Annotated in this window: 20 protein-coding genes and 1 riboswitch; of the genes, 16 read left to right on the forward strand and 4 right to left on the reverse strand. The window is 64.5% G+C overall.

The genetic code is table 11. The features are described from left to right. Positions 1–24 precede the first annotated feature (24 nt). Complete coding sequence (locus DA373_RS16285; protein WP_157953690.1) at positions 25–192, reverse strand: hypothetical protein; 168 nt, start codon at positions 190–192, stop codon at positions 25–27. Between the two features lie 22 nt (positions 193–214). Here DA373_RS16285 and DA373_RS06440 point away from each other — a divergent pair, with 22 nt between their 5' ends. Continuing rightward, complete coding sequence (locus DA373_RS06440; RefSeq protein WP_232821209.1) at positions 215–1189, forward strand: PDDEXK family nuclease; 975 nt, start codon at positions 215–217, stop codon at positions 1187–1189. A gap of 77 nt (positions 1190–1266) precedes the next feature. Then, entirely contained in the window at positions 1267–1563 is a 297-nt protein-coding gene (locus tag DA373_RS16440; protein ID WP_332871062.1) for a VRR-NUC domain-containing protein, read from the forward strand. A gap of 18 nt (positions 1564–1581) precedes the next feature. Here DA373_RS16440 and DA373_RS06445 read toward each other — a convergent pair whose 3' ends face one another. Beyond that, the gene (locus DA373_RS06445) at positions 1582–2022 is read right to left on the reverse strand and encodes a c-type cytochrome (RefSeq protein WP_107851552.1); all 441 of its coding nucleotides are present in this window, start codon (positions 2020–2022) and stop codon (positions 1582–1584) included. A 146-nt stretch (positions 2023–2168) separates the two neighbouring features. Here DA373_RS06445 and DA373_RS06450 point away from each other — a divergent pair, with 146 nt between their 5' ends. From DA373_RS06450 to DA373_RS06470, 5 genes are all read left to right on the forward strand, one after another. Then, positions 2169–3200, forward strand: a complete 1032-nt coding sequence (locus DA373_RS06450) for a Flp family type IVb pilin (RefSeq protein WP_107851510.1) — start codon at positions 2169–2171, stop codon at positions 3198–3200. A 227-nt stretch (positions 3201–3427) separates the two neighbouring features. Continuing rightward, positions 3428–4111: a sulfotransferase family 2 domain-containing protein gene (locus DA373_RS06455; RefSeq protein WP_157953691.1), complete on the forward strand. Its 684-nt coding sequence runs from the start codon at positions 3428–3430 to the stop codon at positions 4109–4111. Between the two features lie 24 nt (positions 4112–4135). Further along, the gene (locus tag DA373_RS06460) at positions 4136–4969 is read left to right on the forward strand and encodes a phosphate/phosphite/phosphonate ABC transporter substrate-binding protein (RefSeq protein ID WP_107851553.1); all 834 of its coding nucleotides are present in this window, start codon (positions 4136–4138) and stop codon (positions 4967–4969) included. Between the two features lie 10 nt (positions 4970–4979). After that, positions 4980–8051, forward strand: coding sequence for a response regulator (locus DA373_RS06465; RefSeq protein ID WP_107851512.1), 3072 nt, complete (start codon positions 4980–4982; stop codon positions 8049–8051). Next, on the forward strand, positions 7996–9507 hold the full coding sequence (locus tag DA373_RS06470) for a sigma-54-dependent transcriptional regulator (protein WP_107851513.1): 1512 nt from the start codon (positions 7996–7998) through the stop codon (positions 9505–9507). The genes DA373_RS06465 and DA373_RS06470 overlap by 56 nt, the downstream gene beginning before the upstream one ends. Positions 9508–9681: 174 nt before the next feature. On the opposite strand, the gene DA373_RS06475 is transcribed toward DA373_RS06470, so the two are convergent. Then, complete coding sequence (locus tag DA373_RS06475; protein WP_107851514.1) at positions 9682–10905, reverse strand: GGDEF/EAL domain-containing response regulator; 1224 nt, start codon at positions 10903–10905, stop codon at positions 9682–9684. 368 nt (positions 10906–11273) lie between these two features. Between DA373_RS06475 and DA373_RS06480 the strand changes: the two genes are divergently transcribed. The 8 genes from DA373_RS06480 to DA373_RS06515 all read left to right on the forward strand — a co-directional run bounded on the left by DA373_RS06480 (position 11274) and on the right by DA373_RS06515 (position 20860). Beyond that, positions 11274–11600 (forward strand): STAS domain-containing protein, encoded by a 327-nt coding sequence (locus DA373_RS06480; protein WP_107851515.1) that lies wholly within the window; start codon positions 11274–11276, stop codon positions 11598–11600. Positions 11601–11613: 13 nt separating this feature from the next. Next, the gene (locus DA373_RS06485; RefSeq protein WP_198650254.1) at positions 11614–12783 is read left to right on the forward strand and encodes a polysaccharide biosynthesis/export family protein; all 1170 of its coding nucleotides are present in this window, start codon (positions 11614–11616) and stop codon (positions 12781–12783) included. Between the two features lie 14 nt (positions 12784–12797). Further along, positions 12798–14210 (forward strand): GumC family protein, encoded by a 1413-nt coding sequence (locus tag DA373_RS16380; protein WP_198650255.1) that lies wholly within the window; start codon positions 12798–12800, stop codon positions 14208–14210. Further along, a complete protein-coding gene (locus tag DA373_RS06495; RefSeq protein ID WP_107851518.1) occupies positions 14165–15448 on the forward strand; it encodes a capsular biosynthesis protein in 1284 nt (427 codons plus the stop codon). The genes DA373_RS16380 and DA373_RS06495 overlap by 46 nt, the downstream gene beginning before the upstream one ends. Before the next feature lie 10 nt (positions 15449–15458). Beyond that, the gene (locus DA373_RS06500) at positions 15459–16490 is read left to right on the forward strand and encodes a glycosyltransferase family 2 protein (protein ID WP_107851519.1); all 1032 of its coding nucleotides are present in this window, start codon (positions 15459–15461) and stop codon (positions 16488–16490) included. Positions 16491–16670: 180 nt separating this feature from the next. After that, entirely contained in the window at positions 16671–18152 is a 1482-nt protein-coding gene (locus DA373_RS06505; protein ID WP_107851520.1) for a WecB/TagA/CpsF family glycosyltransferase, read from the forward strand. Between the two features lie 16 nt (positions 18153–18168). Beyond that, positions 18169–19575: a nucleotidyltransferase family protein gene (locus DA373_RS06510; protein WP_107851521.1), complete on the forward strand. Its 1407-nt coding sequence runs from the start codon at positions 18169–18171 to the stop codon at positions 19573–19575. Further along, entirely contained in the window at positions 19568–20860 is a 1293-nt protein-coding gene (locus DA373_RS06515; protein ID WP_107851522.1) for a lipopolysaccharide biosynthesis protein, read from the forward strand. The genes DA373_RS06510 and DA373_RS06515 overlap by 8 nt, the downstream gene beginning before the upstream one ends. A 561-nt stretch (positions 20861–21421) precedes the next feature. Here DA373_RS06515 and DA373_RS06520 read toward each other — a convergent pair. Continuing rightward, complete coding sequence (locus tag DA373_RS06520) at positions 21422–22234, reverse strand: glycine betaine ABC transporter substrate-binding protein (RefSeq protein WP_107851523.1); 813 nt, start codon at positions 22232–22234, stop codon at positions 21422–21424. Positions 22235–22446: 212 nt separating this feature from the next. On the opposite strand from DA373_RS06520, the gene DA373_RS16615 reads away from it, so the two are divergent. Continuing rightward, positions 22447–23130 carry a hypothetical protein gene (locus tag DA373_RS16615; RefSeq protein ID WP_107851524.1) on the forward strand — a complete coding sequence of 228 codons (684 nt, stop codon included), beginning with the start codon at positions 22447–22449 and terminating at the stop codon, positions 23128–23130. 93 nt (positions 23131–23223) lie between these two features. Further along, positions 23224–23308, forward strand: a riboswitch (cyclic di-GMP riboswitch). Positions 23309–23343: the final 35 nt, after the last annotated feature.

Here is a 23343-nt window from a genome sequence, read left to right on the forward strand (position 1 = left end):
GCCGAAAAAATCCTTTTTTGGCTGTTATCTTGTAGCTGGTAAGCCCAACGCCCCCATATCACTGGCAACATCATCGACACACAAAGATAAACTAACTTCTATTGAATAAATTATTTTTCCCTGCCATTCATCTATGAATTGTTCAATTTCTCTTGTATAGATCGAATATAATTCATCAATAACATTCAGCATATCATTTACTTACAATCCTCCCATGACCAAAGCCCCCATCACCCCCACCCCGCTGGACGATCCTTTCTATTACCTGCGCAATATGCAGCAGGTGGTGCAGTTCTGCCTGGCCCGTTATCACGATTTGTGGCTGGCCGGTGAGCGTGACCAGCTTGCTGCGTTACTGGCCCTGAGCAAGCCGGCTCAGGGGCTGCTGGTGCGGCTGGTGATGCGCAAGGGCTGCCTGTTCAGAAACGACAAGCTGACCTATGCCGAAATTCCGGAGTTGGATCGGGCCCTGGCCGAGCTGGCCGGAGCCGGCTTTATTAAGCTCAACCCCAGCCTTGGCTTAAGCGAGGTCTGTGCCTTGGCCCGGCGCGAGGAATGTGTGCAGCTGGCCCGGCACCGGCTGCCGGAGCAGTCCTTTACCGCCGCGGCCCGCAAGCGGGATCTGGAAGAGGCGTTGTTAACCGGGCCGGCGCCTCCCCCTCAACCGCTGCAAGCCTGGTGGCCCGGTGCGCCCTTTGCGGTGATTGAGCTGACCTGCGATGAGCTGTTTACCCGGCTGCGGCTGATGTTTTTTGGCAATCTGCAGCAGGACTGGTCGGAGTTTGTGCTCACCGGGCTGGGGCTGCAGCAGTTTGAGCCGGTGGTGCTGAACGGTCATTCTCGCCCCTTTCAGCACAGGGACGAGGTCAATGCCATGCTGGCGCTTGATCAGTTGCAGGAGCGCATGGCCACCGAGCCGGTGGCAAGGCTGTGCGCCGGCTTGCCTGCGCCGGTAGCCTGCGAGTGGATTGAATACCGCCGCCACAAGCTGCTGTTTCAGTTAGGGCGGGAAGCAGAGCGCCAGGGGGATACTGCCCTTGCCCTTCGGCTTTATGAGCAAAGCCGGCACCGTGAAGCGCGCATTCGTGCCCTGCGCCTGCGGGAAAAAACCGACCCTCCCGCCCGGGTTGCCGAACTGGCCCGGCGGATCTGTACCGGCCCGGTTTTGGTGAGGCTCGCCGTGAGCTGATAGAAGACGGTTTTACCCGGCTTGCTCATGGGGATTACCGGCGCATCGTTTGCGAGCGTTACCGGCAAAAGCACGGCATTCGCTGTTCGTTCCTGCACTGGCCGTCATTGCCCGAGGAGCTGGTGGAGCTGGCGTTGGGCATTATTCCCGCGGCTCATCTTGAGGCGGTGTTCCGCCATTTGTTGCTGGATCTGCGCCATCATCGCAAGGGCATGCCGGATCTGATTGAGCTGAATGCAAAAACTGGCAGTTACCGGTTGATTGAGGTGAAGGGGCCGGGAGATCGGCTGCAGGATCATCAAACACTGTGGATACGGGCCATGCAGGCCCGGGGCTTGCCGGTGAGCGTATGCCGGGTGCACTGGCAGGCGTGACCCTGCCAGTGCCCGATGTCAGCGGTAAGAGCGATAATCGGTAGTCTCGTAAGGCTCCAGCTCATATTTGGATTCCAGAAAGGTAACCAGATCCACCATCTCCGAGACGGTCATAATGTCGTTATAGACCGGCATCACAGACTCACCGGCCTCGGTCTGAATTTGGGACAGGTCGTAGCCCCTGGCCAGTTTGTGGGAGGGGTTGATCACCGAGGTGACCAGCTCGCCATAGGTTTTCACGCTTTTGACCTTGCCGCCCAGCGCCACTGCCAGATCTTCGGTGTTCCCCGGACGCTCATAACCGTCCATGGTGTGACAGCTCAGGCACTGCATATCCTTAAATACCTGCTCGCCCCTGACAATATCCCCCGGCGGAAGACTGAAGCCCCGCGCATCGGGATCACAGCCGCTTATTCCCACAGCGGCCAGCAAAACAATCAGTGATTGAAGGCGTTTCATGTGCATTGACTCCCTTACTTGTCAGTAATACCCCTGACAAGTTTAGGGTAAAAATTCATCACGCATGCGGTGAAGGTCGCCCGGCAGGCAAAGACGCAGGACTCACCCTAAACTGATTGGTATTTGAACAATAAAAAGGTGAGAGCATGGCAGGGAAGAAAAGCAGGCAGCAGGGGCTGACCACGGTGGAGTATGCCCTTGCCGGCGCCCTGGTGGGAGGAATGGTGGCGGCCAGCTTTGCCGGCCTGGGCGGCACGCTGGGAGACACGATCGAAGATCTGGCCCAGGTGGTGGAGCAAGTCACCCAGGGTAATAACGGCTCTGGCAACGACAGTGGCTCCGGTGGTGGTGGTTCGGGCACCGGCGATGGTGGCACCACGGCCGGTGGCGGTGGTTCAGGCTCCGGTGATGGCGGCACCACGGCCGGGGGTGGTGGCTCGGGCACCGGCGATGGCGGCACAACGGCCGGTGGCGGCGGTTCGGGCTCCGGCAATGGTAGCACCACGGTCGGGGGTGGTGGTTCAGGCACCGGCGGTGACGGCACCACGGCCGGTGGCGGTGGTTCGGGCTCAGGCAATGGTGGCACCACGGCCGGGGGCGGTGGTTCAGGCTCCGGTGATGGCGGCACCACGGCCGGTGGCGGTGGTTCTGGCTCCGGCGATGGTGGCACCACGACCGGTGGCGGCGGTTCAGGTTCCGGCGATGGTGGCACCACGACCGGTGGCGGCGGTTCAGGTTCCGGCGATGGTGGCACCACGGCCGGGGGCGGCGGTTCGGGCACCGGCGATGGCGGCACCACGGCCGGTGGCTCAGGCTCTGCAAGCGGCGGCAGCACCGCAGGTAATGGCAGTTCCGGCTCTGCCGGTGGCGGCCTTGCCGCTGGTGATACAGCCAACGCTGGCTCCAGCGGCACTGAAGGCCTGAACTCAACCCCGAATGCCACTCCCGGTGTGGATGGCACATTACTGGCAGCCAATACCGGTTCACCCGGTTCCGGTTCCGGTTCCCGTTCCGATCAGGGTGGCCTGTCCGCTCAAAGCGGTGATGGCGCCTCAGCGGCACTGGCTCGGGGTGAAAGCCAGCAACGCCGGCTGTGGTGGCTGTTGCCCTTGCTGCTGGCCGGCCTGCTGTTCTGGCGTCGCTCGCGTAAAAAGGAAAACCAGGCCTCCTCTTCCTGAACCTTACTGACTGCAAAATGCACTCGGGCCCGTCTTCCGGCCCCGAGTGCATTTTGCACTGACCTTATTTCTCCCCGGCCGGCCCTGTGCATTTTGCACATACCAGCTCCCTCATTCTGTTTGTATATTGCCACCAGGCCCGCTCTGCCGGGCTTTTTCATTCACTGGCATGGTACTTGCTGATGATCTGGTTAAAGCGGCAGCTACTGAGCGACTGGAGGCCTTATATGCTGATTAACGATCACGACGGCTGGGTGTTTATTCACAACCCCAAGTGCGCCGGCACCACGGTGCGCCGCAGCCTGATGCAATATGAAACCCGCAACGATTTTTACTGGCTGTTCGACATGCTCGACGGCCGCCAGATAGACAAGGCCCATCTGCCGCTGGCGCTGCTGCAGCGCTATGCGCCGTCCGACTTTGCGCTGCTGTCCCACTACCGGGTGTTCGGCTTTGTGCGCGATCCGCTGGCGCGCATGGTGTCGGCCTATAACGAAAGCCATCCGCGGGTTTACCAGAAATTCAGCGAGGGCCGGCTGTCGCAGGATGACTACCGCCAGGCCCTGAATCACTTTTGCCACGGCCTGGAGGCCCAGGCCCTGAAAGGCTGGAATTTTGAATACCGGCACTGCATTCCCCAGCGCGACATGTTTTATCTGCGCGGCAAGTGCTATGCCGATGTGCTGGTGAAAATGGAAAGCCTGGAGCAGCAGGTGCACAAGCTGACGGCCATCGATCACCGCCTGCCCGCCGCCCTGGCGCTGAAAAACAAACGGGAAAACAGCAAAAAGCTGCCGGTATCCCACCACGAGCTGCTCGACAAAAAATCCCTGGCCAGCCTGAAGGCCATTTACCACGACGACTTTGTGTTGTTCGATTATTCGAATGCACCACAGGTGTGTTATATCTGAGCCATGGATGAAAAGGACATCATCATGAAAAACATAAAAAAAATATTGCTGATTATACTGCTGGCGCTGCCGTGGCTGGCCTCGGCCAATACCCATCAGCCGGTCTACTCCTTTGGCATAGTACCCCAGCAAACGCCCAGCCAGCTGCTGCACGCCTGGGCGCCTGTGCTGCGCTATCTGGAGCAGGAAACCGGCGCCCGCTTTGTGTTTCGCACCGCCCCCGACATTCCCACCTTTGAGCAGCGCACCGCCGCCGGGGAATACGACTTTGCCTATATGAATCCCTATCACTTTACCGTGTTCAATCAGGGTGAGCAGGGCTATCAGGCGGTGGCCCGGGCGCGGGACTCCACCCTTCAGGGCATAGTGGTGGTGCGCAAGGACTCGCCCATACAGCAACTGAACGAGCTGGACGGCGCCACCCTGGCGTTTCCCGCCCCTGCCGCCTTTGCCGCCAGCATTCTGCCCCAGGCCCACTTTCGGGCGCAGCACATTGCCTTTACGCCCCGCTATGTGTCGTCTCACGACTCCGTTTATCAGGCGGTGGCCGCCGGCCTGTTTCCCGCCGGCGGCGGCGTGGAGCGCACCTTTATGGCCACCGATGCCAGCGTGCGGGAGCAGCTGCGCATTCTCTGGACCACGCCGGGGCATACTCCCCACGCCATTGCCGCCCGGGAAGGCCTGAATGCCGCCCTGGTGCAGCAGGTGCAGCGGGCACTGGTCACCCTGGAGCAAAACGCCGATGCCGCCACCGCCCTGGACCGGCTGAAGATCAAGGGCTTTACCGCCGCCCAAAATGCCGACTGGAACGATGTGCGCGCCCTGAATATCAACCTCAGCCTGGGTGCCACGGAATAAGGAAACCGCCATGTCCTTTCGCCTGAAAACCATTCTCGGCGTGGCCCTGATCGAGGGCTGCCTGTTGCTGATAATGGTGTGGAGCAGCATCAGCTATCTGCGGGATGCCAGCCAGCAGGAAACCACCCTGCGCGCCGAAACCACTTCGGCGCTGTTTGTGGAGCTGGTGCGCGATGCGGTGCTGTCTTCCGATCTGGCCCGACTGGAAAGCCTGGCCACCCAGGCGCTGCAGGCCCCGGACATGGCCTATGTGCGCATTATGGACAGCGAGCGGGTGCTGGTAGAAGCCGGAGCCGAGGCGGAAACCGGGCATGCGCATCCGCCGGAGTTTCATACCGGAGCCGACATTATGATGGAGGGCCAGCGCTACGGCCGGGTGGAGCTGGGCATTCACACCGACCGGGCCGACGACTTTATTGCCGGTGCCCGGCACTATCTGCTGTCGCTGGCCGCCATTGAAATGGGGCTGGTGGCGCTGTTTTCCTTTGTGCTGGGGGCCTATCTCACCCGCGGCCTGGGCCGTCTGGCCCGGGCCGCCGAGGTCATTGGCCAGGGCAAGGATCCCGAGCCCATCGCCATTCGTGGCAACGACGAGCTGGCCGTTACCGGCCGGGCCTTTAACACCATGGCCGAGCGACTGGCCCTTTCCCGCCGGGATATGAATGAACAGCTGCACATAGAGCAGGAAGCCCGCCGCCACGCCGCCATCAGCACCGCATTGGTGGAGGCCAATATGGACGCCGTGGTGATCATCGACCTGGATGACACCATTGTCGAGTTCAGCTCCATGGCCGAAAAACTGTTTGGCTACACCCGGGCACAGGCCATTGGCCACAGCATGGCCGAGCTGCTGATCCCGCCCGGAGTCCGGGAGCATCATCACAGGGGCATGCGCCACTATCGCGATACCGGCCACGGCCCCATTCTTGGCAAGCACATTGAGCTGGAGGCCATGCGGGCCGACGGCAGCCTGTTTCCGGCCGAGCTGACGGTGCAGACCATCAAGCTCGACGGCTCTGTGCTGTTTGCCGGCTTTATGCGCGACATCAGCGACCGCAAGGCCGCCGAGCAGGAGCTGAAAGACGCCCGGGTGCGGGCCGAGGCGGCTTCTCTGGCCAAGTCCCGTTTTCTGGCGCACATGAGCCATGAAATACGCTCGCCGCTCAATGCGGTGCTGGGCTCGGTAAGCCTGCTGCTGGAAGATAACCTGACCCGGGAGCAGCGGCTCTATGCCCAGACCGCCGAGTCGTCGGGCAAGGCGCTGCTGGGGCTTATCAACAATATTCTCGACTTCTCCCGCATCGAGGCCGGCCAGCTGCAGCTGGATAACCAGCGTTTTCGGCTGCACGATCTGCTGTCGGACATTGCCGCCCACATCACCCTCACCGCCCGCACCAAACGCCTGCAAACGGCCCTGGTGGCCGATGCCGGGGTGCCCGCCGTGCTGGTGGGAGACGCTTCACGGCTGCGGCAGGTGCTGATTAACCTGCTCGACAACGCCATCAAGTTTACCGATGAGGGCGCGGTCACCCTGCGCATTGAGGCCGGCCCCTCTGCCGCAGAGCAGGTTGAACTGCGCTTTACCGTGCAAGACAGCGGGGCTGGCATTCCGCCCGACGAGCAGCACAGCCTGTTTGAGGAATTTCAGCAGGCCGACAACTCCGACTCCACCCGCCATGGCGGCAGCGGCCTGGGCCTGTCCATCAGCCGCGGCCTGTGCCGGGCCATGGGCGGCGATCTGGTGCTGGCCGGCAGCGGTGCCGGCGGCACCAGCTTTATGGCCAGCCTGCCCTTTGGCAACCCGCAGCCTGCGGCGCAGCCGCCAGTGGTGAGCCAGACATCCCGGCTGCTGTGTGCCGGCCTGCATCCGCTGGTGCTGAGCGCCATGCAGCTGGCCTGCCGGCCCGCAGGGGTGAGGGTGCAGGCCTGGCAACCCGGTGCCGCAACCGGCCATGAAGCCCCACCGGCGCTGCTGCTCTACAGCGGCCTGCCGGCGGCCGGGCGGCAGGCCCTGCTGCAGAACATTGAGCAGCAGGGCATTGAGCACATTATTGAACTGGGCCACGACAACGGCCATAACGGCACGGATGCGCTGAACCAGCGCATTACCGCAAAACTCACGCTGCCGCTGCTGGCCGCACCGCTGCTGCAGCGCCTGCAACGGCACCTCACGGGCCGGCAGGAGCCGCTGCCGTCTTCCGCCCGGGAGCCGCACGCCGGCGTCCGGCCCCATGCAAGGCCGCACCGGCTGCTGCTGGCGGAAGACAGCCCCGCCAATCAGCTGGTGGCCCGGGCCATGCTGGAGCGGGCCGGGTTTGAGGTGGACATTGCCGAAAACGGCCACGAGGCGCTGAGCGCCTGCTCAAAACAAACCTATGATCTGATCCTGATGGATTTGCGCATGCCGCAAATGGACGGGCTGGAGGCCACCCGGCGTCTGCGCACCCAGCAAAGCACCGCCCGGGTGCCCATTCTGGCGCTTACCGCCAATGTCAGCCAGCAGGATGTGGATCGCTGCCTGGCCGCCGGCATGGATGACTTTATTCCCAAGCCCATTAACGGCGAGCAGCTGCTGGCCACCCTGGCGCGGCACCTGCCCGCCACCGGTCAGCCTGCGGAAGCAGCCGCGCCCGCCCCGAAGCAACCCAGTGCCGAAGAGCACCAAAACGCGCTCCCCTTGCTGGATCACGCCGTGGTCGATACTCTGCATCAGGCCATGGGTGCCGAACGCTTTCCCGCCACCATGCAGCTGTTTATTGATGAAAACCAGCAGCGGCTGACGCGGCTGCAGCAGGCCATTGACCAGCAGCAGTTTGAGTCGGCCACCCTGCAGGCCCACACCATCAAGGGCTGCGCCGGCACCTTTGGTGCGCCCCGCCTGCAGGAGTGGGCCAAAGATATGGAAGCCGCCTGCCGCCGCCAGGACAAGGCCCAAATGGCGCAGCTGGCCGCCGGCGTCGATGCCCTGTATCGCCAGACCGAGTGGCATTTCAATAATAAAATCAAAGCGCTGACAGGAGATCAGGATGACTCGAAGAGCACTCAAGGAGCGCCCCCGGCAGGCTCGCATACTGCTGGTTGAAGACAGCCCGGCCATGGCTGCCGTGTATCAGAGCTATCTGGAGGCGGAGCAGCACACAGTGCAAGTGGCGGGCAACGGTGCCGAGGCCCTGGCCGCCCTGGATGAGGCGCTGCCGGATCTGGTGCTGCTCGACCTGCACCTGCCCGACATGCCGGGCATGACCATTTTGCAGCATATTCACGACCACAATCTGGGCTGTGCCGTGGTGATCATCACCGCCCACGGCTCGCTGGACATCGCCAGCGAGGCCATGCGCCTGGGGGCCGCGGATTTTGTCAGCAAGCCCTTTGACGCCGCCCGGCTTAACCTCACCGTGGCCAACGCCCTGGAAAACCGCCTTCTCAGCAAGGTGGTAAACCAGTATCGCCGCACCTTTACCCGGGATCGCTTTCACGGCTTTATCGGCTCGTCGCTGGCCATGCAGGCGGTGTTCCGCATTATTGAAAGCGCCGCCCCCAGCAAGGCCACGGTATTTATTACCGGCGAAAGCGGCACCGGCAAGGAGCTGTGCGCCGAGGCCATTCATCAGGAAAGCCCCCGCCGCAAGGGGCCGCTGGTGGCGCTGAACTGCGCCGCCATTCCCGCCGACCTGATGGAAAGCGAGATCTTCGGCCATGTGAAGGGGGCCTTTACCGGTGCCGTGAGCCAGCGGGAGGGGGCCGCCAGCCGGGCCGACGGCGGCACCCTGTTCCTCGACGAGGTGTGCGAAATGGATCTGGATCTGCAGAGCAAGCTGCTGCGCTTTATTCAGAGCCGGCGCTACACCCGGGTGGGCGACAACAAGGAGCTGCAGGCGGATATTCGCATTGTGTGCGCCACCAACCGGGATCCGCTGGAAGAGGTGCGCGCCGGCCGCTTTCGGGAAGATCTCTATTACCGGCTGAACGTGATCCCGCTGCCGCTGCCGCCCCTGCGCGAGCGCGGTGACGACATTCTGCAGATTGCCGAGCACCTGCTGGCCGACATGGTGCAGGAAGAGGGCAAGGGCTTTCGGGGTTTCAGCGAGGCCGCCGCCGATGCCCTGCTCAGTCACCACTGGCCGGGCAATGTGCGCGAGCTGGAAAACGTGCTGCGCAACATGGTGGTGCTTAACGACGGCACCCTGCTGGAATACAGCATGCTGCCCGCCCATCTGCAGGCACCAGCACCTGCGGCCGCCGCCCCGGCGGCAGCGGCACCAGAGCAGGCCGCCCCGGAGAGAACGCCGGCGGCAGCCCCGGCCGAGCCGGCCCCGGCGCCGGCATCGCTTGCCAACGACGAGGCAGCGGCGCAGATCCGGCCGCTGTGGCTGCAGGAAAAGGAAATTATCGAGCGCAGCATTCGGCTGTGCGACGGCAACATTCCCCGGGCCGCCGCCCTGCTGGAGATCAGCGCTTCCACCATTTACCGCAAGCGCATGGGCTGGGAAAAAATGCAGGAAGCAGACGCGCTTTCCTGCACCGACGAGACATCCTGAGCACGCATCATAGCAACCGGATTAAACCATTGTGTACCTGAGCTGTAGGCGCCGCTTTAGCCGGCGCAAGCCTGAAGACCACAGTGTATTCAAGGCCTGTTGCACAGGCCCTGCCAACTAAAGTGGCAGCTACAACAGGGCCGAAAACAGATCACTTGCTTAAGATAATTGTCCTCAGCCGGCCCGGGCGGGCCAGTGGTTGCGGTCAGGCCGGTATTCCCGCAACCACTGGGCCGCCTGCTCCGCCGGCAGCGGCCGGGACACATAATAGCCCTGCAGCAGTTCGCAGCCGGCCTGGCACAGATAGCGCAGGGTGGCGTCATCCTCCACCCCTTCGGCAGTGATCTCCAGCTTCAGGTTGTGGCCCAGATCGATAATGGACTCGATAATCACGCGGGATTCGTGCGATGCCATGGCCGACATCACAAACGACTTGTCTATCTTCAGCTCCGAAAAGGGCATGCGGGTCAGCTGCAGCAGGGAAGAATAACCGGTGCCAAAGTCGTCAATCGACAGCTGAAAGCCGCGCATGCGCAGCCGGGTCAGCATTTCCAGCGAGCCGCCCACATCCTGAGTGGCGCAGGTTTCGGTCAGCTCCAGGATCACCCGCTCTGTGCTCAGCCCCCTGGATTCCACCGCCTGACTCAGCCAGTCCGGCAAGCCGGCGTCCGACAATAACAGCGCCGACAGGTTGATCGACAGCATCAGGCGGCCGCCGTATTCCGGCTCCAGCCCCGCCAGCCAGTCCAGCGCCTGTTCAAATATCTGCCGGCTGAGCGGATGGATCAGATTGTGCTGCTCGGCCAGGACAATAAAGTGATCCGGCGGCACCATGCCCAGCTCGGGATGAACCCAGCGCGCCAGCGCCTCAACCCCGATCACCGCCCCGGTGCGGTAACAGATCTTGGGCTGATAGGCCACCGACAGCTCACGGCGATCCAGTGCCCGGCCCAGATCGATGCGGTCGGCCTTCAGCCCCTGCAGCGGCGAGCGGTGGCGGGCCAGGGCGTTATCGGCCGGCTCGCTCTCAAGGGGCACCAGCAGGCTCAGCAGGTCGTCGGGGGTAAAGGGCTTGGGCAACATGCCTGCTATGCTCAGGCCATTTTCCACGGCGGATCGCTGTGCCGCTTCCAGCACCCGGGGGCTGACCCCGCTGGTAATGATCAGCCGGGCCCGGCAGCGACGCCGGGCCAGCTCCTGGATCAGCTGCACGCCATCCATGCCCGGCATCACCAGATCCAGCACCACCACGTCGGGCTGCCACTGCTCCAGCACGGCAAAGAACTGCAGCGCATCGCTGGTATAGCGGGCCTCTATGTTCAGCGGCCGGGCAATGTTCTGCATCATCAGCCCGAGAATGGTGTCGTCATCAATAATCAGCAGTTTCGGCTGGCTCATGAAACAGTCCTTGTTGTTGGTGAGTCCGTTAACAACAGCTTATGCATAAGGCAGGCCATCTGGTGAAATATCCACGTTTTTTGTAGCTGCCGCTTTAGCTGGCAGGGCCTGCGGTGCAGGCCTTCGCTTTCCCCGTCATCCCCCGCCTCCCCTTACGTCCCCCCCTTCCCCCTCACGTCACCCCCGCCGCCCCCGCACTTTGCATATTGCACAGCCGAATTCCGGGTTCGCCCGGGCCGGCTGCAAAATGCACTCGCCGCCGCAATAAAAACAATAAACCACTGATTAAAAACAAAATTTAAATATGGCATTGATCCTGCACATTCCCCTGCAACCGGTGCACACCACCAGCCAGAGGAACCGCCGCCATGTCATTACAAACGTCTCACCACCAGCTGATCACCCTGCCCGTACGCATGAGCCGGGCCGAAACCCCCACCCTGCGCCAGCAGCTGGCCACGCTGATTGCCGAAGGCCGGCACCAGCTGGTGCTGGATCTGCATCAGGTCCGGCACATTGATGCCAGCGGCCTGTCGGTACTACTCAGCGCCTATTTTGCGCTGCAGCCCCACGGCGGCCGGCTGGTGCTGCTCAGCCCCTCGGCCGAGGTTCGCGCCCGCCTGGTGCCGGCAAGACTGCACCGGCTGTTTGAGGTGTATGAAGACGCCGATTCCGCCCTTGCCGCCTGCGCCTGAAAGGAGGTTCGCCATGAAAACCCGTTATCTGTTATCCCTGCTCCCCCTGCTGCTGAGTGGCTGTACGCCCCTGCATCAGGTGCATATCAATCAGCAGCCGCCGGCGGCGGTGGAAGCCGGCCGGGAGCATGCTCTGGGCCCCGGCCGCATGCCGGCCGGCCTCACTGCCGCCCGGGCGGTGCCGGTGCCGGCCGCACCCGCACCGCTGCCGCGCTGGGCCGCCGCGCCGCCGCTGTCGCCCGGTGACCGGCTGCAGATTGACGTGGTGGACGGCGAGGAGTTCAGCGGCCGTTTCGAGGTAAACACCAACGGCACCCTGAGCCTGCCCTTTCTGCCGCCGCTGGCGGTGGCCGGCCAGCCCCTGGCGTACGCCGAACAACGCATTGCCGAGGCTCTGGTGGCGGCGCGCTTTTTTCGTCCGCAGCGGGTGGCGGTCAGTGTGCGCCTGCATGAGTGGAGCCATGCCCAGGTGCATGTAAACGGGGCCGTGTTCAACCCGGGCATGGTTACCGTGAACGCCCGCGGGGTGGAAGAGCGGGCGCTGAAGGACCGGCTGAGCGCCGGCGACTTTGCGTCCGAACGGCTGCTGGCCACCGCCCTGCGCGCCGCCGGTGGCGTGCGCCCGGACGCGGATCTCAGCCAGATCCGGCTGACCCGCGGCGAACAGACCCTGGTGCTGGACTACCGCGCCCTGCTGCAGGGCCGGGCGGTGCGTCAGGTGGCGCTGATGAGCGGCGATGTGATTGAGGTGCCCGAAAGCGGTCGCTTCGACCGGGATCTGGTCACCCTGTCGCCGATCACGCCGCCGGGCATTCGCGTGTTTCTGTCCAACCTGACGGTGCCCGCCACCGGCAACGCCATTTCGGCGGTGGGCCGGGACGCCAGCAGCCTGCCCTACGGTGCCCGTCTGCTTACCGCCGGCACCTCCGCCAACTGCCTGGGCGGCACCCGCAGCACCAATGCCGACCGCTATCTGGTGCTGGTGCGCACCGACCCGCTCACCGGCCGGGAAAAAACCCTGGAGCGCTCGGTGCAGGCGCTGCTGAGCACCCCCCAGCGGGACGACATCAACCCGCTGCTGATGCCCAACGATGCCGTCAGCTGCTACGACTCGGGCGTGACCAATCTGCGTGATGTGGCCCGCACCCTGTATGAACTGCTGCTGCCGCTGTCGCTGCTATAACCGGAGAAACCGGCATGACGCATACCCCTGCCCCCTCACCTTCTACCGCCGGTCAGCGCCTGTTGCGCATGCTGACCCACGGTACCAGCCTGCCCACCGGTGCGCGGCTGCGGCTCTACGGCCTGGTGGCGGCGGCGGCCCTGGGAATGATCTGGCTGCCCTTTGCCCTGTTTATGTGGGTCAAGCCGGTGTCCTTTACCAGCGACTGGATCCTGATTTTGCCCGGCACCGGGGCCGGTTATGCGGTGTCTCTCGACAGCGTGGGCCAGGCCTCGGCCTCGGCCACCTCCCCCTATAACAGCCATTCGGTGGATCCGCGCGTTAATTACAAGGCCATTGCCACCAGCGCCCCGGTGCTGAGTGCCGCCGCCGCCGAGCTGGGCATGACCCGGGCGGCATTCGGCAAGCCCGATATCAAACTGGTGGATCAGACCGCGCTGATGAAATTCCGGCTGTCGGCCCCCACCGCCGGGCTGGCCCTGCACAAGGCCGAGGCGCTGGATCGGGCGCTGCAGCGGGAGCTGAACCGGCTGCGCAGCGACGAGCTGGCCCAGCGCGAAGACAACCTCGACACCATGCTGAATGATTTCAGCGACAAGCTGGGCCAGGCCCGCCAGCGCATTCTGGAATATCAGTCCGGTGCCCGCATTGTGTCTTTGGAGCAGTTCAACGAGCTGACCCTGTCGCTGGAGCGCATGCGTGGCCAGCTGCGCGAACTCAGGGCTCAGGCCGCCGGGGTGGAAGGACGCCGCCAGGCCCTGCAACAGGCGCTGGCCATCAGTCCGCAGCAGGCCGCCGAGCTGCTCACCCTGCAGCAGGATGTGCTGTTTCGCGAGCTGGCCGGGGCCTGGGCCCAGGCCGCCACCGAGCTCAAGCGCAATCTCACCCACTGGGGCGAGCGCCACCGCAAGGTGGTGGCGTCCCGGGACGAAGAGCGCCAGCTGCATCGTGCCCTGCACCGGCGGGTGCGCATGCTGGCCCCCAGCCTGCCGGAGCATGACCGGCTGCTGTCGCGGGTGACCGACGACATCGCCCTTTACAGCCAGCTGGTGGCGCTGGTGGTGGAAAGCCAGGGCCTGGCCGCCGAGACCGCCATGCTGGAGCAGAACATTGCCGGGCAGCAGACCCTGCTGGAGCAAAGCACCCTGGATGCCAGCCACCTGGAAGATCTCAAGCGCAAGCATCAGGTGGCCACCGCCGTGTTCGGCACCGGCCTGGCCAAGCTGGATATCGGCAAGGGCGACAGGTTCAGCGCCTATCCCATGACCCAGCTGCTGTCGCCGCCGTCGCTGCCGGAAAAACCCGACACCCTTGGCCGCAACCTGGCCCTGCTGGGCTGCGGGGCCGCTTCACTGTTCACTTTTCTTGGTCTGGTGCTGCTATGGATACGCAAACCCTATCTCCAGAAACATCTGCCGAGCGCCTGATCTGGCACAGCATTCGGCTGACCTACGGCTTCTATCTGCTGGGGGCCGTCTATCTGGTGGCCCCGGTGCTGGGCTGGTCGCTGCTGCTGGCCCAGGGCTGGAAATTGCTGCGCCGGCCGGCCCCGCTGCCCGGCCCCGGAGCCCTGCCGGTGGCGGTGCGCTGGTGGCTGGGGGGCATGCTGCTGATGCTGGTGGCGCTGGTGGTGGGCCATCTGCAGCAGCAGCTGGGCACCACTCAGCTGATTAAATCCACCATTGGCTGGGCCAAGGGCTGGGCGCTGCTGGCGGTGTTTCCGCTGCTGGGTTGCCTGAATATTCGTCCTGCCATCGTCTACCGGGCCTGCATGCATGTGTGCCTGCACACCCTGCTGCTGCTGCCGGTGTTTGTGGGGGCCTGGCTGGTGGGGCTGCCGCAAACCCTGTATGTGTCGCCGCTGCAGGCGGTGGGCGGCCCGGGGCCGGAGTTTTTTGCGGTAAGCCTGTATGAGATCGATCCGGGCAGCGGCCTGCCCCGCTGGCGGCTGTTTACCCCCTGGGCACCGGCGCTGGGCTTTATGGCCAATATCTTTTTTGTGTTTGCCCTGCAGGAGCAGAGCCGCCGCTGGCGCGCGGTGGGGGTCAGCGCCAGCGTGCTGATGGCGCTGATGTCCGCTTCACGGCTGGCGCTGGTGGCGATACTCAGCATCTGGATTATCAGCGGCATTATCAGCCGGCTGCGCTCGCCGCTCACGCCCTTTGTGGCCGCCGCCGGCTGCACCCTGGCCGGGTTGCTCGGCCACCCGCTGCTGACCGCCGCCGAGCAGTTCTGGCAGTCCTTTCGCAGCGCCCGGGCCGGCTCCACCCGGGTGCGGGAAACCCTGGCCCGCATTGCCCTTGACCGCTGGCAGACCGAGGCCTTTACCTGGGGCCACGGCGTGGTGGAGCGGGGGCCGCACCTGGTGGAGTTTATGCCCATTGGCTCTCACCACAGCTGGTATGGGCTGCTGTTCGTCAAGGGCCTGGTGGGGGCGCTGGCGCTGGCCGGGCCGCTGCTGCTGAGCCTGGTGCAGCTGGCCTGGTGGAGCGGGGTGCTGCCCCTGGCCCGGGTGGGCCTGGCCATGGGCCTGCTGCTGTTGATGTATACCTTTGGCGAGAACCTGGAAATTCTGGCCTACCTGATCTGGCCGGCGCTGCTGATCATCGGCAGGGCGCATCACGGCATTGTTTATGCAAGACCTTCTTCACTTCACCCCTCATAAGGAAGCGACCATGACCGCCATCAGTGTAATTATGCCCGTGTATAAGGTAGAGCAGTTCGTTGCCGACGCCGTGCGCTCGGTGCTGGCCCAGACCTTTACCGACTTTGAGCTGCTGATCATCGACGACTGCTCTCCCGACAACAGCATTGCCATCTGCGAGCAGTTTGACGATCCGCGCATTCGCATTATTCGCCACAGCACCAACCGCGGCCTGGCCGGTGCCCGCAACACCGGCATTCGCCACGCTCGGGGCGAGCTGCTGGCCTTTCTCGACTCGGACGATCTCTGGTTGCCGGAAAAGCTGGAACGCCACGTCGCTCACCTGGCCGCGCGCCCCGAGGTGGGCGTGTCGTTCAGCCGCTCGGCCTTTATTAACGAAGACGGCAGCGCCACCCAGTGCTTTCAGATGCCGCGCCTGACCGATATTGAGCCGGGCTATTACCTGTGCCGCAACCCCATCGGCAATGGCTCGGCCCCGGTGATCCGGGCCGGGGTATTTGAGCAAATTCGCTATGCCCTGCCCGGTGACGACAACGAATACGGCTATTTCGATGAAGCGCTGCGCCGCTCGGAAGACATTGAGTGCTGGATCCGCATTGCCCTGACCACCGGCTGGAAAATAGAGGGCATTCCCGCACCGCTGACCCTGTACCGGCTCAATGCCGGCGGCCTGTCCGCCAGCCTGCTGGCGCAGCTGGCCTCCTGGGAGCAGGTGATCAAAAAAACCCGCCGCTATGCTCCCGAGTTTGTGGCCCGCTGGGAAGACACCGCCCGGGCCTATCAGCTGCGCTATCTGGCCCGTCAGGCCATTCGCCTGCACGACGGCCCCATGGCCCTGCGCCTGAGCGGCCGGGCGCTGGCCACGGATGCGCGCATTTTGTGGCAGGAGCCGGGCCGCACCCTGCTGACCCTGGCCGCCGCCACCGTGCTCAGCCTGTCGCCCAACCTGCTGGCTCCGCCCCTCACCCGGCTGGTCCAGCGCTGGGTGGGCAAACTGCAGGCCCGGCGCATTGATCGCGATATGCAAACGCCCAGGGCCTGAGCCGTTGGCAGACTCGTGTGCAATATGCACAGCCCCCTGCCGGCAGGGGGCTGCAGCCGCAAAAACCGTTTCAAAAAAACCATCAAACCCTTACAAATCAATCACTTAATAAGAAATTAACGAGTTGGCACGGCGCTCGCATTAGTCAGGTTACATCAACCGAGCACGCCAGGAGGTGCCATGATGCTTTCACACCTGATGCCCCGTTTGCTGCGCTCACGCGCCGAAGAAACCGCCCCCCTGCCCATGCCCGCCGAGGTGCGCCTGTTCGACCTGAACATCAGCAACATCAGCCTGCCCGAGGCCATGGCCGATCTGATGAGCCGGGCCCGCAGCCACACCCCCTCGCTGGTGAACTTTGTGAATGCCCATTGCTGCAACCTGTCGGTGGAAAACCCCGAATACCGCAAAGTGCTGCAGCACAGCGACCGGCTGCTGCCCGATGGCAGTGGCGTGCGCCTGGCGCTGAAACTGCGCGGCCTGGGCCTGCGGGAAAACCTCAACGGCACCGATCTGCTGCCCCATTTGTGCCGGGCCGCCGCCGCCGAGGGCCATGGCCTGTATCTGCTGGGCGGCGAGCCGGGCATTGCCGCCGAGGCGGCGCGCCGGCTGCAGCTGGCCCACCCCGGCCTGGTAATCGCCGGCACACGGGACGGCTTTTTTACTCAAGAGCAGGAGCCGGCGGTGATTGAGGCCATCAACGCCTCCGGTGCCGCCATTTTGCTGGTGGCCATGGGCGTGCCCCGTCAGGAGCTGTGGCTGGCCCGTCATCTGCCGGCGCTGAATACTCATCTCAATATGGGGGTGGGTGGCCTGTTTGACTTCTATGCCCAAAAAGTGAGCCGGGCCCCCAAAGGGCTGCGCCGGCTGGGGCTGGAGTGGACCTGGCGGCTGCTGCAGGAGCCGGGCCGCATGTGGCGGCGTTATCTGCTGGGCAATCCGCTGTTTGTGTGGCGGGCCTGGCGTGATGCCCGCCAGGCTAGGGCCTGCGCCCGGCCGTCTGCCCTTGCCCGTCTCAGTGCCGGCTGGCACCGGCTGAGCTGGAAACTGGGCCTGGCCCTGCCACGGCTTGCCAAGCGCAGCCTGGATGCCTCGGTGGCCGCCACGGCGCTGGCGTTGCTCAGCCCGCTGCTGCTGGTCACGGCGCTGGCCATTCGGCTGGAGTCCCCCGGTGCCGTGCTGTTTGGCCAGACCCGCATCGGGCTGAACGGCCGGCCCTTTCGCTGCTGGAAGCTGCGCTCCATGTATCGGGATGCGGAGCAACGGCTGCAGGCGCTGCAACAGGCCGGCACCCTGAGCGGCGAGGTGCGCTTCAAGATGAAACGGGATCCGCGCATCACGCGAGTGGGCCGGGTGATCCGCAAGCTGTCCATCGACGAGCTGCCCCAGCTGTGGAACGTGCTGCGCGGTGACATGTCGCTGGTGGGTCCCCGCCCAGCCCTGCCTCAGGAGGTGGCGGCCTACGGCGCCACCGAGCGCCAGCGGCTGCTGGCCACGCCGGGCATTACCTGCACCTGGCAGGTGTCGGGCCGCTCCGACATTCCCTTTGCCCGGCAGGTAACCATGGACCGGGAATATGTGTTTAACGGCTCCCTTACCACGGATCTGCGGCTGCTGCTGAAAACCGTGCCCGCCGTGCTGAGCGGCCGGGGTGCCTACTGAGCGCAAGGAGAACATCATGCAAGCCATTATTTTTGCCGACCGGCGGGGCGACGAACTGTTTCCCCTCAATGAAACTCAGGGTCCGGCGCTGCTGCCGGTAGCCAACCAGCCGCTGCTGCAATACGCCATTGAGGATCTGGCGGCGGCGGGCATCAGCCACATACTGGTGGTGGCCGCCGATGAACTGCCGCAACTGGAGGCACACTTTGGTAACGGCGAACGCATGGGCGTGCAGCTGGATTATGCCCTGTCCCGGGGGGAGGAAGCGGCCGATGCCCTGCTGGCGCGGCTGGCGGGCCGGCTGCAGCCGCCCTTTGTGGCCCTGCGCGGCGACATGCTGCGCTCGCCCTGCTGCGCTGCCTTTTTGCAGGCCTGTGCCGGTTCTCCCCATGAAACACTGATCCACGCCCGGGCCGGCCGGGCCAACGCCGGCCTGTGCCTGGTGCGCGACCGGAGCGCGTCTCTGGCCGGACTGAGCTGGCCGCTGGCCCCCTCCGGCGCACACTGGCTGGACCTGCCCGATACCGAAGTGAATGCCGTAGCCAGTCTGCGCCAGTTGTTCGAAGCCAATATGACCGCCATGGCGCGGGTACTGGCCGATGACAGCGCGCCGGGCTGGCTGGTGGGACCCGGCGTCAAGGCCGGTCGTCAGTGCCAGCTGGCCGGCAAGGCCGAAGGGCCGGCGCTGCTGAGAGCGCAGAGCCGCACCGAGGCCGGCACTCGCCTGCTGGGAGGCTGTGTGATCGGCGAGCGTTGCCTGCTGGATCGGGACTGCCGGCTGCAGCGGGTGCTGGTGCTGCCAAATACCCATATCGGCCCCGGCCAGCAGCTGGCCGACTGCATTGTCAGCGGTCACTGGCGCATTCCCCTGGCCACCCTCAGGCCCGAGCGCATTACCGACACCGCGGTGCAGGCCAGCCTGGCCCCCACCGCCGGGGCCAGCTTCTGGCCGGAGCGGCTGCTGGCGCTGGTGCTGCTGGGGCTGTCGCTGCCGTTGTGGCCACTGGCGCTGGCGCTGTCGTTGCTGCGGGCACCGCGCCGGCCCCGCCTGGAGCGCTGGCTGCCGTCGCTGCGGGCCCCGGCAGAAAGCTTTGTGTGCGCCCGCTTGTTTGCCACTCCGGTGCCGCTGTTGCGTTACCTGCCGTTGCTGGGGCTGGTGGTGACCGGGCGGCTGCGGCTGTTTGGCGCGGCCCTGACCCCGGCCACCGCTGTGCTGCCCCTGCCCGCCGCCGCTCCCGGCCTGCTCAGCCCGCAGCTGGTGGAGCTGGACGCCGGTGCTCCGCCGGAAGAAGTGGCGCTGGCGGAGCTGGCGTTCACCACCGAATGCAGCCCCGGCCTGCTGCTGCGCCGGCTGGCCCGGGCCGCCCGGCTGCTGTGCTCGGCCAGGGCATGGCGTGCTCCACAGGAGCCGGCCCATGACTGATGCCATTCTTTCGCGGCCGGTCATGAGTCTGCTGCTGAGCGCCGGCACCAGCCTGCTGCTGCGCGCCCTGGGGCCGGCCAGCGCCTTTGCCCTGACCCTGCTGCTGGCGCGCCAGCTGGGGGCCGAGAACACCGGCTATTTTTTTCTGAGCATGACGCTGATCACCGCGCTGGCCATGGTGGCCCGCTGCGGCCTGGATACCGCCCTGCAACGGCTGGTGGGTCAGGCCGGAGGCTGTCCGCACCGGCTGGCGGGCATTGGCCGGCGGGCCTGGCAAACGGTGCTGCTGCTGGCGCTGCCCCTGACCGGACTGTGCTGGCTGACGGCCCCGTTGATCGCCGGCGCGCTGCTGCAAAATGCAGATCTTGCCGGGCTGGTGCGGCTGCAGGGGCTGATGATACTGCCGCTGGCGCTGCTGAGTGTGCATGCCGCCCTGCTCAAGGCGCTGGAATATCCGGCACTGGGCACGGCGCTGGAAGTGACCGCCTGGCCCGCCCTGACCCTGCTGTTGTTGCTGGTGCTGCCGGTCGCCGGTGAACTGACCGGCCTGGCCGGCCTGTATCTGCTGGCGGTGTGCCTGGCCGCCGCCATCAGTGCCCGGCTGGTGGCGCGCCGACTGCCGGCCACCCGGCAGGTTACCGCCCTGCCCTGGCGCACCCTCTGGCAGCGCGCCCTGCCGCTGGCGGGAGTGGATCTGATGAACTTCGCCCTGCTGTGGCTGCCCTTTCTGCTGCTGCCGCTGCTGGCCAATGCCGCCGAGGCGGGCGTCTACAACGTCAGTCACCGGCTGGCGGCCCTGCCCGGCCTGCTGATGCCGGTGTGCGCCGCCATCACCTCGGTGCGCTTTGCCCGTTACTGGCAGCAGGGAAACACCGCGGCCCTGAGCCGGCTGGCGGGACACAGCACCCGGCTGATGACGTTGCTGGCGCTGCCGCCGGTGTTGCTGATGCTGGGCCTGCCCGGGCCGCTGCTGGGGCTGTTTGGTGAGGAATTTGTGGCCGGGGCCGGGCCGCTGGCGGTGCTGGCGCTGGGTCAGCTGGGGCTGCTGGCACTGGGCCCGGCAGGCTATCTGCTGGCCATGAGCGGCCATGAAAAACAGCTGCGCAACCTGACCCTGATCACCACCCTGCTGAGCCTGCCCCTGTGCCTGTGGCTGCTGCCGGCCTTTGGTGCCTGGGGCGCGGCCTGGGTGGTTACCCTGACCCGCCTCGGCAACGCTCTGCTCTGCGCCCGGCTGGTGCGCCGCCGGCTGCCACTGCCCGGCTGGCTGTTACTGGCTCGGTGAGATTCTGCAAACGATTAACGTCTGCTGTAGCTGCCACTTTAGTCGGCAGAACGTGCGAAGCACGTTTAAACACAGACGCCGCCGGTCATATTGCGCCAGCTAAAGCGGCGCCTACAGTCGGCAGAACGTGCGAAGCACGTTTAAACACAGACGCCGCCGGTCATATTGCGCCAGCTAAAGCGGCGCCTACAGTCGGCAGAACGTGCGCAGCACGTTTAAACACAGACGCCGCCGGTGATATTGCGCCGGCTAAAGCGGCGCCTACAGTCGGCAGAACGTGCGAAGCACGTTTAAACACAGACGCCGCCGGTCATATTGCGCCAGCTGAAGCGGCGCCTACAGTCGGCAGAACGTGCGCAGCACGTTTAAACACAGACGCCGCCGGTCATATTGCGCCAGCTAAAGCGGCGCCTACAGTCGGCAGAACGTGCGAAGCACGTTTAAACACAGACGCCGCCGGTCATGTTGCGCCGGCTAAAGCGGCGCCTACAGTCGGCAGAACGTGCGCAGCACGTTTAAACACAGACGCCGCCGGTGATATTGCGCCGGCTAAAGCGGCGCCTACAGCTGCTCTGTTTCGCTTCGCCATTTATTCACCGCTACGGTCAGATCGGGCTCGGCGGCTACTTGCTGCAGCAAGTTCGTCAGCTGCTGTTCATTCAGCCTAATCTGGCTCAGCACTGCCATGGCCTGAGGAGCGCTGTCTTCCAGCCCCCGGCGCACCAGGGTGTGGGCCCGCTCGGTGGTGGGAAAATAGCCCTGATCGTCTTTCAGCCACTTGAGCCGTTCGTTCATCATCACGCTGCCCGGCGACCAGGCGGCGATGACCACCGGCAACTGCTGCTCGATGGCGGTGTTCACCAGATGGGTATAGGCCTCGCCCGAGCCGGTGAGCAGCCGGTATTCATCCAGCTGATAACGGGCCAGGGCCTGCTCGGTAAGCACCAGGCTGCCATGGCCGGGCATCATGCCGATGACCTTGTTACTGCCATAATCACTGCCGGCCAGCTCGCTGATGCTGCTCAGCCCGGCCGAGGCCGGCACCGCCAGCCCCAGTTTCAGCACAGGGCCGTTGGGGCCGAGATCGTGCAGCTTGTCGAAAAAGCGCTCGGCATGGTGGCGGCTGCTGTCGGGCAGCCAGGCGGCCAGGCTGGCGTCGGCCTCGCCGGCAGCCAGTTTTGACCAGATTTGCCCCGGCGGCACCTGCTCTACTGTGACGGCAAAGCCGGCCTGCTCCAGATCCTGACGAGCCAGTTCGGTGGTGACGCGGGCCGAATCCCAGTCGCCACTGAGCAGGCGAATATGCTTTTGCTCGGCGGGAGAGCAGGCGCTCAGCAGCAGCGCCCCCATCATCAATAAAAGCCTGTGTTTCATTTGAATTTGTCCTCGAATCCAAGGCCCTCAGCATGCCAAAAAATGGCGCGGGAATCATGACCTGAGCGGGCATTCCATTATTTTTCACCGGCGCTGATCTTTTTTTACTCAAGCTGTGCTAATTTGCGCCGGCCTGCTCATCACCGGCCATTCAAGCACCGGACTCGAACAGGTAAAACTTTATTATTATCAATAGCCTGGAATATATTCGAATGCGTCTGTCTGTTCTGCTCAAGGCCGCCCTGCTCTCTTTCACTCTCAGTGCCTGTGTGGCGCCCCTGCTGACCATGGGGCCGGGCCAGCTGATGTGGGCCATGCTCAAGCCCATGGTGGGACTGGATCCCAATACCACCAACCTGTTTGAACAGCCGGTAATCAAAACCCGAATGACCAGCCTGCTTGGCCCCCACTACGACACCACCGTCTCGCTGCTGCGTACCGCCGGCGAGCTGCAGCAGCAGGGCCCGCTGTTCTATCTGGTGTCCCGTACCGCCCAGCAGCCGGACGCCGACAAGGCCGGTCTGGTCTGGAACGCCGACAGCAACCAGCTGTCGGTGCTGCTGAGCGCCAACGATCAAACCAAGGTGTTCAGTGAGTCACACACCGGCAAGGCCGCGGTCTGGCCCGAGGTGATGCAGGGCTGGCTGACTGAGGCCGCCAACCAGCCGGCACAGCCGCTGGGCGGCGCGCTCACTCCCCCTGTGGCTGCACCGGCCGCTGCTCCGCTGCAAAACGAGCTGGACGCCACCCGTGCCCAGTTGCAGGAAGCGCAAGAAAAGCTGAAGGCGCTGGAAAAGCAGCAGTCTGCAGCAGCCAAAGACACCGGTCAGAATGCATCCCCGCGCACCCGTGAAGATGCCGAAGCAGCCATGGAAGCCTTATTGAACAAACAGTAATCACATGACGGCAATGTCCCCCGGCTGGAGCCTTGTCATCCGACCCCGGCCTGTGGGAGAATTTGTTCACGATTCGCCCGCCTTTCAGGCGGGTCCGGTACCGGGCAAAACTGTCGAAAGGCGGTGACGCAAAGCTTCTGGCCTAATGGGTTAATCCTATGGCAGCAGAGCCGCAGCTCCCCAGCAGCACCATCCTGTTGCCGCTGCCCGCAA

The organism is Oceanimonas marisflavi (assembly GCF_003049725.1).
Classification (GTDB): domain Bacteria; phylum Pseudomonadota; class Gammaproteobacteria; order Enterobacterales; family Aeromonadaceae; genus Oceanimonas; species Oceanimonas marisflavi.

Bases quoted from the DNA above. Each gene is read 5' to 3' on its own strand.
- DA373_RS06485 (WP_198650254.1), top strand. From the start codon at position 11,614: ATGAAAACCCGTTATCTGTTATCCCTGCTCCCCCTGCTGCTGAGTGGC.
- DA373_RS06440 (WP_232821209.1), top strand. From the start codon at position 215: ATGACCAAAGCCCCCATCACCCCCACCCCGCTGGACGATCCTTTCTAT.
- DA373_RS16380 (WP_198650255.1), top strand. From the start codon at position 12,798: ATGACGCATACCCCTGCCCCCTCACCTTCTACCGCCGGTCAGCGCCTG.
- DA373_RS06480 (WP_107851515.1), top strand. From the start codon at position 11,274: ATGTCATTACAAACGTCTCACCACCAGCTGATCACCCTGCCCGTACGC.
- DA373_RS06510 (WP_107851521.1), top strand. From the start codon at position 18,169: ATGCAAGCCATTATTTTTGCCGACCGGCGGGGCGACGAACTGTTTCCC.
- DA373_RS06445 (WP_107851552.1), bottom strand. From the start codon at position 2,022: ATGAAACGCCTTCAATCACTGATTGTTTTGCTGGCCGCTGTGGGAATA.
- DA373_RS06515 (WP_107851522.1), top strand. From the start codon at position 19,568: ATGACTGATGCCATTCTTTCGCGGCCGGTCATGAGTCTGCTGCTGAGC.
- DA373_RS06500 (WP_107851519.1), top strand. From the start codon at position 15,459: ATGACCGCCATCAGTGTAATTATGCCCGTGTATAAGGTAGAGCAGTTC.
- DA373_RS06475 (WP_107851514.1), bottom strand. From the start codon at position 10,905: ATGAGCCAGCCGAAACTGCTGATTATTGATGACGACACCATTCTCGGG.
- DA373_RS16285 (WP_157953690.1), bottom strand. From the start codon at position 192: ATGCTGAATGTTATTGATGAATTATATTCGATCTATACAAGAGAAATT.
- DA373_RS06505 (WP_107851520.1), top strand. From the start codon at position 16,671: ATGATGCTTTCACACCTGATGCCCCGTTTGCTGCGCTCACGCGCCGAA.
- DA373_RS16615 (WP_107851524.1), top strand. From the start codon at position 22,447: ATGCGTCTGTCTGTTCTGCTCAAGGCCGCCCTGCTCTCTTTCACTCTC.
- DA373_RS06450 (WP_107851510.1), top strand. From the start codon at position 2,169: ATGGCAGGGAAGAAAAGCAGGCAGCAGGGGCTGACCACGGTGGAGTAT.
- DA373_RS06470 (WP_107851513.1), top strand. From the start codon at position 7,996: ATGACTCGAAGAGCACTCAAGGAGCGCCCCCGGCAGGCTCGCATACTG.
- DA373_RS06465 (WP_107851512.1), top strand. From the start codon at position 4,980: ATGTCCTTTCGCCTGAAAACCATTCTCGGCGTGGCCCTGATCGAGGGC.
- DA373_RS06495 (WP_107851518.1), top strand. From the start codon at position 14,165: ATGGATACGCAAACCCTATCTCCAGAAACATCTGCCGAGCGCCTGATC.
- DA373_RS06455 (WP_157953691.1), top strand. From the start codon at position 3,428: ATGCTGATTAACGATCACGACGGCTGGGTGTTTATTCACAACCCCAAG.
- DA373_RS06460 (WP_107851553.1), top strand. From the start codon at position 4,136: ATGAAAAACATAAAAAAAATATTGCTGATTATACTGCTGGCGCTGCCG.
- DA373_RS06520 (WP_107851523.1), bottom strand. From the start codon at position 22,234: ATGAAACACAGGCTTTTATTGATGATGGGGGCGCTGCTGCTGAGCGCC.